Here is a 13,712-nt window from a genome sequence, read left to right on the forward strand (position 1 = left end):
AAAGATCCTGTTGTGAGTTTTTAAACTCGGTATAGATAATGTTTCCAAAATAGAGGCTCTTTTCGTCACTCCATGTCCACTTCCTTGTATTCCGCCCCCAAAGACCATCTGCGCTCACAAAGTGATAGACATAATCCCATAGTGTTCTTTGAAAACATGCTGGGACAGTATCAACGGTCGCAGCCTCGCAAACTGTTCTAGCCGCAGGAACAGCCAGAGCTGGGTCCCCATCTCTGAATGCCTGTTCAAGATAGATCGGTTCTGGACGATTGTCTTCATCGTCTGGACTTGTGGCTGTTTCAGGACCAGCATTACTTAACGAGCTTTCACTTATAGGATCGGGTATTGCTACTCCTACCTGAAAACTTCCCGTACAGTGCTTAATAGCTTGAAATGTCGTTGCAGATAAACCCGCCACTGCTAGTTGATCCTCTTCCAGGATGCGTTGCTTACAATTTCTATATCGTTCTAAAAGCTTCGCGGCATTAGGGCTAGCAGAGAGTCCCATAATGTATGCTTGTTCTTGTGCAAAGGCTCCCGCAGCCTCGTCTCGGCTTGCCTGCTCTGCAGAGGCTAGACCGGCGTGAATCACGCCCCCTGTCATCGCAACACTGCTCTCCCAGACGGCAGCCGGTGAAGTATAAAAACTCCGTGCTCTTTGTAAAATAAAGGTTGGATCATACGATGCGGCGCTTCGCATCGTTGAGTAATCACCGCCAAGGAGAGTCGAGTGTGAACTTTCTTTTTTCTCTGCTGATTCATTCGAAGACAGACCGACGTCTAGTGCCGTCTTGTCTCCCGACTTACTCGCACCACTCCCACCAACTTCCTCAAGAATACTTGTCTTATCAGCATCATCCCATGGCCTAGACCCATACACCATTGCATCTTCTGCTTTCGCTTGATATGGCACAAGCAATAAAAGACTGATACAGAAAAAACATAGTGCGTATGATGAGACATATTTTTTCATGAAAAACGCCTCCCGCTCATCACCTGAATCAACTCTTCAAAGAAATAACTTCTTCTTATCCCGTGAAATTGATACTCCTTCTTTAACGCGGGAAGCTCAATTGTTACGAGCGGGAAGGGCCCCGAAGGCAGCTCTTGATCGACAGGAAAAACGGAAGCCTCTACTCCAATCAGCCCCGCTCTTCGCTGAAACATCTTTAACTCATCAGGCGCTACATACTTTCGAGAAAATAGGTGAAATTCGATCTGCTCATCATTTCGAGAATACTGCCCTAACTCAGAAAGCTCCCTCGCCAATACCAATGAATCCTTGTTGTTGATGACATCAACGTACAACCTAAGCACAACCTTACCGTCCGGAGTGGATGGGGCCTTTTTCTGAAAATATCTGCGAAAGACTTCGCGGTGCTCTACCTCACGAACCACATCGTACTGAGTTGCCTCACTCATCGGAAGAATTGCCCGAAGACGATGCTCCGCGGGAAGAGATAGAACAAACTCATCCCAGACAGGCTCTGACTCCCTTCTCTGCTCCTCAAGCGCCTTATCAACATACTTGCCAAATCGCGCGAACTGAGGTGCTGCGGTCCACCCCTCTCCATCAGCAATTCCCTCGGCCTCCATCGCTTTTGCGATGAGTCCTTGAAGATTCCCGACACGATCCTCGAATTGCGTCATATATCGAACGTGCTTTCTTGCATAATCGAAAGCAAGTTGCTCGTCACCAATTTGAAGTGCTGCATGTATACCTTTAAATGGCTTCGGTGCTGCCTGATCTGGAGTAATGACAACTTGCTCCCGTGGGTCACCATACCGCTCGATAATAGACTCGCGGGTCTCATCAATCATCGCCACTTCTTTGCCCTCCGGCTCACTCTCTTGCGCTGGAGTCAGGATTTTGTGCTCTGAACGCTGAGCAGCTTCGGCTGGCTTCGACTCCTCTTTTTCATCATCCCAGCTCCTCAGAAGAATAAATCTACCAGCAGGCTCAGAGATCGACTTGTTCCAGATTTCTTTCGCTAGGGGTGCAGCAATTCCTGGGGAGAAATTATCAACTTCGGCTTTATTCGTGTTCATCCTCGGATCCGCTGACGCCGTCACATGAATTCCGAGACAAAAAATCGCAGCCAATAGATACGTAATAATGAAGACAAGACGAAGCGAGCTCGATTCTTTGGGACACAGAACCCTACTCGGGTAGCGCACCCCGTCGATGCATCTACGCGATTGACTATGTATTCCATTAAAAACTGTCATCGAATGAAAACCTTTTACCCGAAAGAGTCATACACTCCTTCAAACTCTTATCTCTCTAACCAACTGCCGTGCTTCACTTCTTCTGTGCTTTAACCGGAAAAAACGCACGAAGTGTTGAAGTTCACTCTAAGTATTTGGAATAACGAATACTCCTCTCTATAGGTGTTATGCGAATTGTGGGCGAAAGTTGACTCAAAAAGCATAGGAAGTGGGTGGAGGCAATCGGATTATGGTACGTTTTTCGACCCAGATCGCTCCTCACCTTCTTGGCAGGAGTACGAAAAACCCCTAGTTTTTCAGGTGGATACCATTCTCATTCTGAAATCTTTCCTGTAGTATCCTTCGCACGAATTTTTAATGGAGCGTTCCCAATTATGTGGACTCAAATCTTTGTCGTAACCGTTTTCATTAGTATTTTTATCGGCATTATTCTCGATAAAGTCGATAAAACACTCCTCGCTGTTGCAGGGGCCGTAATTCTCATGTTGAGCGGAGTTCTTGATTTTGAAGGGGCCGTACACGCTATCGACTTTGATACCATCGGTCTTTTGCTCGGCATGATGGTCTTCGTTGAGGGTCTCACCGAGGTGGGGATTTTTAAGTGGATATCCCTTCAACTCGGACTTATTACGAAAGGCAATCCGCTTACAATCTTCCTCCTCCTTGGTATTTCTACCGCTATTCTTTCGGCCTTTCTTGATAATGTAACCACGGTTTTAATCCTCGCCCCATTAATGATCACCCTGACTCAGGGAATCGGATTACCGCCCAAAATTTTTCTACTTTTCGTGATCTTCATGTCAAACATTGGTGGGGCCGCTACAATGATTGGAGATCCACCGAATATCCTGATTGGCTCTCAAGTGGAAACACTTGGCTTTCTTGACTTCTTAAAATTCATGACCGTACCAGTGTTAGTTTCGATGGGAGCCGTAACGCTCTATCTTCTGGCCGTTAAGCGCGACCTTGTGCGTTCTAGAAACGACCAATTGAGTTGGCTTTTTACCAGTAGTCTCATGCTCTCTGATATACGGCACCAGGCAAGGAGCTATTATCTCTCGCAAAAAGTAAAGATTAAAGCATTTCTTGTTTTCTCCTTCGTGATCCTCGGCTTTTTACTCCATCCCATCATCCACGTAGAAGCTCCCGTAATAGCGATTTCTGGGGCTGTACTTCTTCTGCTCTCCTTTCATAAGGAAATTGATCTCCATCATCTGTTCGGACGAGTCGAATGGCACACCCTCCTTTTCTTTGCGGGACTCTTTATCGTAGTTGGTGCGCTAGAGGAAGTGGGAGTACTGGAACTCCTTTCTCATCTTCTGCTCTCTCTTACGTCCGATACGCTACTCCTGATACTCCTGATCCTCTGGGCATCGGCAATATTGAGTGCGATCGTTGATAATATCCCGTTTGTAGCAGTGATGATTCCTATTCTAAAAGACTTGCTCGCGCAGGAGCCGTTCCGCTCAGACCCCAAAAGCCACCTTCTCTGGTGGGCGCTCGCTCTGGGTGCATGCTTTGGAGGGAATGGGAGTATGATCGGTGCCTCAGCGAATGTTGTCACCATAGGTATTGCTCGAGCGAAAGGAGTGCACCTCAGCTTCATTGAATTTGCCAAAGAAGCACTACCCGTAACACTTATTACGATAGTAATTTCTTCCTTCTATCTCGCAATTCTCTACTGGCTCTAACTCTCTTTGAGCGAAAGGATATAACCATGAACACGAGCTTACTGACGACCATAAACCAACTCTTTATCACCCTCGATCAAAAGTACGGGGCTGATGCGCTCGGGGCTGACACCCTCATCGCCCTAATTGAAACGCTTGATGAATACACAGGTGATACCTCTTCGGAGAGCCTGCAACAGGGTCTCTGCGAGATATATACAACGGTACTCTCCTGTAAGCCGAGAATGGCAAGTATCATTCTTGACCTACAACTGCTGCTTGTAGATACCCTAAAGAATCCGGAATTTACTGCGCAAAATCTTCGACATCGCCTCCTTGAGCTCCTCGCAATAAAGCGAACTCGACGACAAGAATCAGTACAACATGCGCTTACGATCATATCTGGATCGGAAAAAGTTCTTCTTCATTCGTATAGCAGCACCATCAATACGCTGCTCAAAACACTGAACAAGCAAGGAAGCAAGCCAGAAATACTTCTTGCTGCCCAAGAAAGAGCAAAGACGGACAGAATGATTCAACTCCTAGAGAAACTCGGGTATGCATACCGGGTCGTCTCCGAATATGCGATTGCACATATTCTTCAAGATGTAGATTGCGCCTTGTTCGGTGGGTTATCACTCACAAATAAGATGGAGGTTGTCATGGGACCGGGCTCAGCAAGTCTTTTATCCCAACTTCATGCCCATCAGATAAAGTCATATGTCTTGCTGACTACGAACAAGTTTAGCCTTTGGGATGATTCATACGAGATTACTTTTCACGAAAAACGTGAGAAGGAGGCTCATGGCGTCCAGTATCTTCATGAGACCTTCTCACACGATGTACTCTCTCTTTCACTCATTGAAGGACTCATTACTGAGAATGGTGTTCTCACACAAGAAGAGAGCCTGGCGGCTTTTTCGGCTCTGAAAAAAGAATTCGCGGAGCGAGAGAAAGCTATCGCCTCTCTACAAATGCTTGCATAAAACGCGCCTCTCCCTTCAAGAACGTACTCGTGTATGAGCGAGTGTGTGGGGCGGCTCCACATGCTCGGACTACTGTTCCTGTTCATACTCCTCAACCGATGGGCATGTACAGACTAGGTTTCTGTCTCCATAGCTGTCTTCGATCCTTCCCACCGACGGCCAGAACTTCGATTCGCGAGTCCACGGTGTTGGAAAGGCTGCTAAGGCTCTGGAATATGGGCGATCCCAGCTCTCGGCAGTGACACTTTCCGCAGTATGTGGCGCATGTTTAAGAGGGTTATTGTCGCGAGGAAGCGCCCCTTGCTCTATCTGCTCAATCTCTTTACGAATGGCGATCATCGCATCGCAGAATCGATCCAGCTCAGCGAGTGATTCACTCTCTGTCGGCTCAACCATTAATGTGCCAGCCACTGGCCAGGACATCGTCGGAGCGTGAAATCCGTAGTCCATAAGACGCTTTGCTATGTCTACGGCTTCAATCCCAGCACTCTCTTTGAAGCTACGAACATCCAAGATGCACTCATGAGCTACAAGACCAGCATTTCCCTGATAGAGCACGGGATAGAACTCTGAAAGCCTCTTGGCAATATAATTTGCGTTCAATATTGCAATCTCAGTGGCCCGCTGCATCCCAGCTGAACCCATCATCGCCATGTACATCCAAGAGATGGGGAGGATGCTAGCACTCCCCCACGGAGCTGCACTTACTGACCCTGATGTTCGGCTGAGCTCCTTCACCGCATAGCGGTGCCCAGGGAGATGTGCCGCTAGATGGGCTTTCACACCGATAGGCCCCATACCTGGACCTCCCCCGCCATGGGGAATACAAAATGTTTTGTGAAGATTAATGTGGCAAACATCAGCACCGAAGTCTCCTGGACGGGCTATTCCGACCAATGCATTAAGGTTAGCACCATCAAGATAAACCTGCCCTCCATGCGCATGGATCACATCACATACTTCTTTTACTCGGGTTTCAAAGACCCCGTGAGTTGACGGATAGGTAATCATCAGAGCTGCAAGAGCATCTTTATGCATCTCCGCTTTCTCTTTCAGATCCTCAAGATCGATATTCCCTTCATTGTCACACCGAATGATCACCACCTTCATTCCTGCCATGACTGCACTTGCCGGATTTGTGCCGTGTGCTGAAACAGGAATGAGGCATACCTTTCTATTGGTATCGCCATTTGCTATGTGATACCCCCTTATCGCTAACAAGCCGGCGTACTCTCCTTGTGAACCAGCATTCGGCTGGAGTGATACGGCATCAAATCCCGTAATCTCGGCTAAGCTTGTCTCAAGGTCAGAGAAGAGCTTTCGATAGCCCTCATAGTCACTTTCAGGTGCAAAGGGATGAATCTTTGAAAAGCCGGGGAGTGTAACGGGTAGCATCTCGCTTGTTGCGTTCAGCTTCATTGTGCATGAACCAAGCGGTATCATTGAGTGAGTCAACGAGAGATCTTTTGCTTCAAGACGCTTGATGTATCGCAAAAATTCGCTTTCCGATCGGTATTCATTAAAAACAGGCTGCGTTAAAATCTCATCCTTCCGAAGCAACGCCTCAGGGAGACACTCTTCCACCTTCGCCACTATCTGGACTTTCTTTGCGGTAATAATCTGGGCAAGCGCAACAACATCAGATGGGGTCGTTGTTTCATTCACAGAAACTCCCACCCGTCCATCATCAAAATACCGAAGCAATACATTTTGTTCTTCGGCTCTACGCTGAACTTCACTCTGCTCTTTGGGGCTGATGTTTACTACTATCGTATCAAAAAACGCTCTGTCATTTTCAAGTTTGATGCCAGCCGACTGTACCAGCGAAGCGAGCTGCAACGCCTTATCATGCACATCACACGCTATTTTCTTCAGCCCTCGCTTACCGTGGCACACAGCATACATACCAGCCATGACGGCAAGCAGTACTTGAGCTGTACAGATGTTACTCGTCGCTTTTTCTCTTCTGATATGTTGTTCCCGAGTCTGTAAAGCGAGCCTGAGAGCTGGCTTACCGCTCACATCCCGAGACACCCCCACCAACCTTCCTGGAATGGCACGCTTGTACTCTTCTTTGGTGGCAAAAAAGGCAGCATGCGGCCCACCAAAGCCCATTGGGACTCCGAAACGCTGCGCTGATCCCACAACGATATCAGCACCTTGAGCTCCAGGAGATGTAAGTAAGAGAAGCGCGAGTGGATCGGCACACACCGTTACGAGCATCTGATGCTCGTGCGCCTGACCGATGAAAGAGGAAAGGTCTGAAACTCCCCCGCCCGTCTCTGGATAAGCGAGAAGGGCGCCAAAGTAATGATCACTCGGTACAAATGCAGCGGAGTCACCGACCTCAACCTCGATGCCAACTGCTTCAGCACGCGTTTCTACAACGTCAATGACTTGTGGATGACAGTGATCGGCAACAAAAAACTTTTTACTATCCTCTTGCCCCTTCTTGGCCCGAATCCCGTAGCTCATGGTCATCGCTTCAGCCGCAGCTGTAGCCTCGTCCAACATTGAAGCGTTTACTATTGGCAGACCACAGAGCTCAGCAATCAAAGTCTGAAAGTTTAGGAGCGCCTCAAGACGTCCTTGCGATATCTCTGGTTGATACGGAGTATACTGTGTGTACCATCCAGGATTCTCCAATATGTTTCTGGCAATGACCGCTGGGGTGTTGGTATCGTGATACCCAAGCCCGATGAAAGCGCGACGAGTCTTATTCTTTCCAGCGAGCTCAGAAATCACATCGAGCGCTTTTACTTCAGAAAGTGGCTCTTGAAAGATAGAGGATTGAAAATCATCTTTTAGCCGAATAGTTGGGGGAATGGCCGCATCGATAAGTTGGGCAAGCGACTCATAGCCTACCTGCGACAACATCTTTTTCGCATCTTCTTCGTCCGGCCCCAGATGCCTCGAGGCAAAACCAAAATCAAAGGCTTCTGAACGCGACAAAGACTCATCAGAAGTATTTCTTACCACTCGCATCTCTCTCCTTTCTTCAGAGCCTTCACCTGTTTTGTATGCCGCTTCTCCCACAAACTTTCCTCCTTACTTTTGCAGAAACTTGCCTCAATAATCGATACAATAACCTGTCTTTCCCTTCGAGACTCTCGGCGCCTCTCCCATCACCCATAGCCCCCCCTGCAGCATAGCCACCCCTGCAGCATGGCAACCCCTGCAGCATGGCAACCCCTTTAGTGGTTAGCCCACGATTGCTGAATACGCAGCTGCATCCATCAGACCTTCAATTTCTTCCGATTGAACCGCTTCTAATTTTACAAGCCATCCACTTTCATACGGCCCTTCGTTCACTTTTCCAGGTTCATCAGCAAGCACCTCATTTACCGCGCTTACTCTTCCACTTACGGGTGCATACACGTCAGAAGCTGCTTTCGTTGACTCAACGACACACAGAATATCTCCTTGCCGAAACTCGGTACCGATCGCTGGCAGCTCGACAAAGACCACTTCGCCAATTTCTTCCTGAGCAAATGCGGTAATCCCAACCGTTGCGGCACTTCCCTCAACTTTTATCCATTCGTGATCTTTCGTGTACTTTAATTCCTGTGGAAAATTCATAGCCGTTTCTCCTTATTTAACACTTCCATTTTCTTCTGAAATACGATTGCCGTGTTCCCAATTTTTAAGCCGCCTTCTTTTTATAAAATGGAGTCTTTACGACTCGAAGAGCAATGTTTTTTCCTCGAACAATTGCATACAGTTGCGTGTCTAGCTCAGCATACTTTCGTTCTATCAACATAAGGCCAAGGGCTTTCCCTTCTCGCTTTCCAACCGTTGGGGTTCTTGTTCCGCTTGTAACAGTCCCGATCGATCTCCCATCCAAGGAGTGTACCTCTGTGCCTTCACGAGCAATGCCAGGTTCTTCAAGATAAAAGCCAGCAAGCGCTCTTTGTGCTCCCTCACTCTTCTCCCTCTCCAATACGGAACGACCAATGAAGTCTCCCTTCTTTTCAGGTTTCACAATCCAAGCTAATCCAGACTCAATCGCTGAAATTTCAGGGGAAAGCTCATGCCCGTGTAACGGATAACACACTTCAAGACGAAGACTGTCTCTCGCTCCTAAACCACACGGCAGCACACCAAGGTCCTCGCCTTTCTGCAGAAGCACCTCCCACAACTCTCCCGCTTTTTCTGGTGATACAAAGATTTCCACTCCATCTTCCCCTGTATATCCAGTACGGGCGATGATCACTGGGCTCTCACGCCACACATCCTGAACAAACCAAAAGGGTTTGACTTCAATGCCAATAGCTCTCCCAAATACACGTTCTAGCAGTTGAAAGGCTTTTGGCCCTTGCACTGCGATCTGCGCATACTGGTCACTGACATTCGTAACCTCTGCATCCGAACGCTCATGCTCTTTGAGCCAAGCAAAGTCGATATCAGCGTTGGCAGCATTAACACAGAGCAAAAAGTGCTCAGCAGAAAATCGATACACGATAATGTCATCAATGACGCCTCCCGCAGGATTCGGAAGAGCGGAATACTGGGCTTGTCCATCTTTCATACTCGCAACTGAGTTGCACGTCACGTAATCAAGATAGGCGATGGCGCCTCCGCCTTTCACCTCGATTTCCCCCATGTGACTTACATCAAAGAGCCCAACATTTTCGCGTACACATTCATGCTCCTTGACCAATCCAGCAGGATACTGCACTGGCATCTCCCATCCAGCAAAAGGAACCATCTTCCCCTCGGATTTCAAATGCTCATGGTAAAGGGGCGTTCTTCTTAAATCACTCATAACCTTACTCATCTGTTTTCGGTTCTCTGAAGAGTTTCATTTCTTACGATATTCTTACACTCTCTTTACTCTTACACCGTCTTTGCTCTGCACCCATTTGCCCTCAGCTTCCCTCTCCTTCCAGTTTGGCCCCCTCTCCTTCCAGTTTGGCTTTGTCCTGGTACGCTTTCAACGTATTGAGCATCAACATAATCACTGTCATGGGGCCCACGCCTCCTGGAACTGGGGTGATTGCGCTTGCTTTCGAGGCTACTTCTTCATACGCCACATCTCCAACGAGTTTTCCCGACGAATTCCGATTAATTCCAACATCAATCACAATCGCACCTTCCCGCACCATATCTGCTGTTACAAAGCCCTCTCGTCCTACTGCCGCCACGATAATATCTGCCTCTTGAACGACTTGAGAAAGATCCGCGGTTTTGGAATGTGCCACCGTAACCGTCGCATTTCGTTCAAGGAGAAGAAGCGCGGCTGCCTTTCCAACCAGAATAGACCGACCAATTACAACGGCACGTTTCCCACTGAGATCTTTCTCCGGAATGTGGGTGAAGATATCGACTGAATCATCGAGCTCTGTCCCAGGCTCAACTGGAGCGAACGCAAGATCAATCAGGCGCATGAGCCCCGAGGGTGTACACGGACGAAGCAATCCATCACCTCGCATGAGTAATCCTTGATTCAGCGGGTGAAGCCCATCGGCATCCTTCGAAGGATGGATTCGGTCAAGCATCACATTAGAATCGAGGTGGTGTGGCAACGGAAGTTGTAGCAAGATTCCGTCTATCTCACGGTCTTCATTGAACGAATCAATCACCTCACGAAGCTCTTGCGAGGACACTTTTTCGGAGAGACGAATTTCCTTGGTCACAAAACCGCACCGTTTTGCTACTTTTTCTTTCCGTCCGACGTAAGCAAGAGACGCTGAATTATCACCTACTAAAATCACACCGAGGCCAGGGGGTCTTCGAACTTGCGCACTCTCCGCGTCTGTACCGCTCGGGCTGGGGGTATTGACGGCACAGCGAACGGCATTGGCAATTGAGCGCTCGAACTGAAGGGAAAGCCATTTACCGTCTAATATCTTTGGATCCATAGCACTTATGGCTCTAATAGATATCGCTCTTTCGAGAAAAATACAAAGGTCTTGAGGGTCTTATAGGGCATGAAATGAAAAAAAATCCCAGGCCCCGTTTGGGCAGCTGGAAGGATATAACCGCATTCCTTTTTTCAGCTGAGACCGCCAATTTATGGCCAAAAACTGGATTAATTCCCGTAAGACATGTACATCTTAGGGACAAATAATGTGCCTATCATCTATATGAGGGGAGAAGAAATGAAAATTGGAGTTCCACGCGAGAGAAAGACCCTTGAAAAGCGGGTAGCAATTACACCAGACGGTGCTCACAAGCTCACACAGCACGGACATGAAGTTCTCATCGAGAATAACGCGGGGCTGGCAGTTGATTTTAAGAATAGTGAATACGAAGCGGCTGGATGCCGTATCGTGGACTCCCTAGCTGAGGTTTGGGGAGAGTCAGAGATGGTGGTGAAGGTTAAAGAGCCCCACGAGTCAGAATACGAGTATTTTCGCCCAGGACTCTTTCTCTTTGACTACCTTCATTTGGCAAGTATGCCAGAGGTGGCTACTGCACTTGTTGAGAGTGGGGTAACGAGTATCGCTTATGAGCTGGTTGATGAGGCGGGTCGCCTTCCTCTCCTCGAGCCAATGAGTGAGGTTGCTGGCAAGCTTTCTGTGCTCAACGGGTCATACCACCTTCTCTCTCAAAACGAGGGGAGGGGAATGTTGCTCGGTGGCACCATCGGAGTAGAACGTGCCAAGGTAACGATAGTCGGCGCTGGGATTGCTGGTAGAGCTGCGTGTGAAATGGCATTCGGTATGGGCGCTCAAGTCTATGTCTTTGACCTCGATAATACGAAGCTTGATAAAATCAAAGCCGAGTTTGGGAACCAGGTATCAACGGTATACTCGACACCAAAGTCACTCGCCCGATGCCTTGAAAACACGGACCTCCTCATTGGTGCAGTACTTGTGCCTGGAGCAGCCGCTCCTCGGGTCATCACTCGAGATATGATGAAGGCAATGCCGAAGGGAAGTGTGTTTGTTGATATTAGTATCGACCAAGGTGGTTGCGCTGAAACAAGTCGACCAACATCACTCGATGCCCCAACTTATGTCGAAGAGGAAGTAATCCATTATGGCGTGTGCAACATGCCGGCTCAGACCGCTCGGACTTCAACTCTTGCGCTCACGAATGCTACCCTCCCGTACATCGTTGAGCTTGCCAAGGATGGGCCGATGAAAGCTCTTGAGAAGAGCCACTCTCTGCGCGAGGCATTGAATACCCACAAAGGAAAACTTACCAACGAGAAGGTCAGTCAAGCAGTTGGTATTGATTACACACCGATTGCTGACGCACTCGCACTGTAATCCGTCCCAGTGAATCCCTTTATTAGAGGTCTCTCACTCCTGTACGGGCGGGAGACCTCCGTGCGTGCGCTGTAAGCAATCGATATATCGCTCCTTCTCCGCTCGCTCCTTCCCAGTGCTGTAGCCCGTGAGGCTGCGCCCCCGCAACTTTTCCTAAGCATCTGATTATATACATTTTTTCACCTTCTTCCTACCCAAGCCGGCCGTGAGATCTTACGGCCCACACTTATTGCACATTTCATGTTACACCCTACGATTTCTACGCATAACGAATCATAAGCATCCGCTATGCCCAGGAAGGAAGAGAGGAGGAGAAACGGGCAAAACTATCGCCCCCCAATGTAAAAGCGAAAACGTATCAGGAAGGATACGTGAGGAGACAGTTCAATGACTCAACAGCAAACAGCAAACAATCAACAGAAGTCTTCGCAAGAAGCTGTAACACGAGAAACAGTCCGAAACGCATCAGACCTGCTATCTCTCAAGCAATCAGGATTTAGAAATACCCTGAAAAAACTTTTTGGAATGAGAAAGAGTGTTGAGGCAGCGAGTATAGCTGAGACTCTCTCTAAAATAGACAGTTTCACGACGAGCGTTGAAACGATGACGAACGCTCCTTTCAAATCAAGTTCAGATGAGCTCAATAAGGCAGTAGACTCGACACAAAGTCCCCTGAAGGAAGACATTCTCAAGTCGACAAAATCACTACGAGAGGGAATTGCCGACGTACTTGCATCGTCGGGCACCACTCCAGATGAGTTTCAGAACATGTCTCCGAAAGAACGCGCAAAGCTCGTCCGCGCACTACCTTCCGAGAAGCAAGTCACATTACGAGACCTATTAAAAACGGAGAAAGCAGCCATTAAGACTGCTCTAACCCAGATGAGGGATATCAATGATTCGGTCGAGAAAGTCTTAAAAGGAAATCCTTCACCAGAAATCACGAGGAGATTTGCTGAACAGCTGAACAAAACAATCCCAAGAGATCTGTATGGTGCTCCGACGGTCCCACACCATGAGGTGGCACAAGCTGTCAAGAAAGCTACAGAGCAAGCAAGCTTTGAAATAGAAAGCGAAGTTATAGAACTAAACAGCCAACACCTCTTAAAGGTACTTGAAGAGACGAAAAACCTCCTCAATCCGCCGGCGGCGGGTTCAAGTACGGGCCTCGTGCAAACTTCTGCGGCTGATATAACGCTAGAAATCCCCACCTCGCTGGCACAAGAGCTCCAACAAATGGTGGAAGCGAAAACGAATCAAGAGAAACAAGACCTCGAAAAGGCACTACAGGATTACTCGCAAAATCGAAATGCTGACACGATTGAAGCAGTGACACAGGCTGAAGCAAAGCTAAGAGAAAAGTTCGAAGAAGCCCATAAGATACTGATTGGCGTGGCAGATGAACTTCAGGATGTAGCTCCTACCTATACCCCTGCAAGTGGTAGACATAGTAACGGCCTAGTTCCGAAAGACAATGCCCTCGATGAGAAGGTGAAAGAACTCAAACAACAGGGCGTTGATCCAGCAATAGCCAATGAGCTCTTTAAGGCGGGGGAGCGGCTTACGGATGTTTATTCCGACCATATACAGTCAATGTTACGGGAAAGCCC

Annotated in this window: 10 protein-coding genes; 4 read left to right on the forward strand and 6 right to left on the reverse strand. The window is 48.2% G+C overall.

Annotated elements, in window-relative coordinates; genetic code table 11:
* Positions 1–973 (reverse strand): hypothetical protein (locus tag EBR25_09995; protein ID NBW41312.1); only part of this gene is annotated, 973 nt, incomplete at its 3' end.
* Positions 970–2,229, reverse strand: a complete 1,260-nt coding sequence (locus EBR25_10000; GenBank protein NBW41313.1) for a hypothetical protein — start codon at positions 2,227–2,229, stop codon at positions 970–972. The genes EBR25_10000 and EBR25_09995, both read right to left, overlap by 4 nt.
* 212 nt (positions 2,230–2,441) lie before the next feature.
* Between EBR25_10000 and EBR25_10005 the strand changes: the two genes are divergently transcribed.
* Together EBR25_10005 and EBR25_10010 are read left to right on the forward strand one after the other, a co-directional pair.
* Complete coding sequence (locus EBR25_10005) at positions 2,442–3,920, forward strand: hypothetical protein (GenBank protein NBW41314.1); 1,479 nt, start codon at positions 2,442–2,444, stop codon at positions 3,918–3,920.
* Between the two features lie 26 nt (positions 3,921–3,946).
* Positions 3,947–4,885: a hypothetical protein gene (locus tag EBR25_10010; protein ID NBW41315.1), complete on the forward strand. Its 939-nt coding sequence runs from the start codon at positions 3,947–3,949 to the stop codon at positions 4,883–4,885.
* 69 nt (positions 4,886–4,954) lie between these two features.
* Here EBR25_10010 and gcvP read toward each other — a convergent pair whose 3' ends face one another.
* The 4 genes from gcvP to EBR25_10030 all read right to left on the reverse strand — a co-directional run bounded on the left by gcvP (position 4,955) and on the right by EBR25_10030 (position 10,746).
* Positions 4,955–7,870, reverse strand: a complete 2,916-nt coding sequence (gcvP, locus tag EBR25_10015) for a glycine dehydrogenase (aminomethyl-transferring) (protein NBW41316.1) — start codon at positions 7,868–7,870, stop codon at positions 4,955–4,957.
* 216 nt (positions 7,871–8,086) lie between these two features.
* A complete protein-coding gene (gene gcvH / locus EBR25_10020; GenBank protein ID NBW41317.1) occupies positions 8,087–8,464 on the reverse strand; it encodes a glycine cleavage system protein GcvH in 378 nt (125 codons plus the stop codon).
* Positions 8,465–8,528: 64 nt separating this feature from the next.
* Positions 8,529–9,662, reverse strand: a complete 1,134-nt coding sequence (gcvT, locus tag EBR25_10025; protein NBW41318.1) for a glycine cleavage system aminomethyltransferase GcvT — start codon at positions 9,660–9,662, stop codon at positions 8,529–8,531.
* Between the two features lie 91 nt (positions 9,663–9,753).
* Entirely contained in the window at positions 9,754–10,746 is a 993-nt protein-coding gene (locus EBR25_10030) for a bifunctional 5,10-methylenetetrahydrofolate dehydrogenase/5,10-methenyltetrahydrofolate cyclohydrolase (GenBank protein ID NBW41319.1), read from the reverse strand.
* A gap of 240 nt (positions 10,747–10,986) precedes the next feature.
* Here EBR25_10030 and ald point away from each other — a divergent pair, with 240 nt between their 5' ends.
* On the forward strand, positions 10,987–12,102 hold the full coding sequence (gene ald / locus EBR25_10035) for an alanine dehydrogenase (protein NBW41320.1): 1,116 nt from the start codon (positions 10,987–10,989) through the stop codon (positions 12,100–12,102).
* Between the two features lie 387 nt (positions 12,103–12,489).
* The coding region (locus EBR25_10040) for a hypothetical protein (protein NBW41321.1) at positions 12,490–13,712 on the forward strand (1,223 nt) is incomplete at its 3' end.

Source organism: bacterium (genome assembly GCA_009926305.1).
In the GTDB taxonomy this organism is placed as follows: domain Bacteria; phylum Bdellovibrionota_C; class UBA2361; order UBA2361; family RFPC01; genus RFPC01.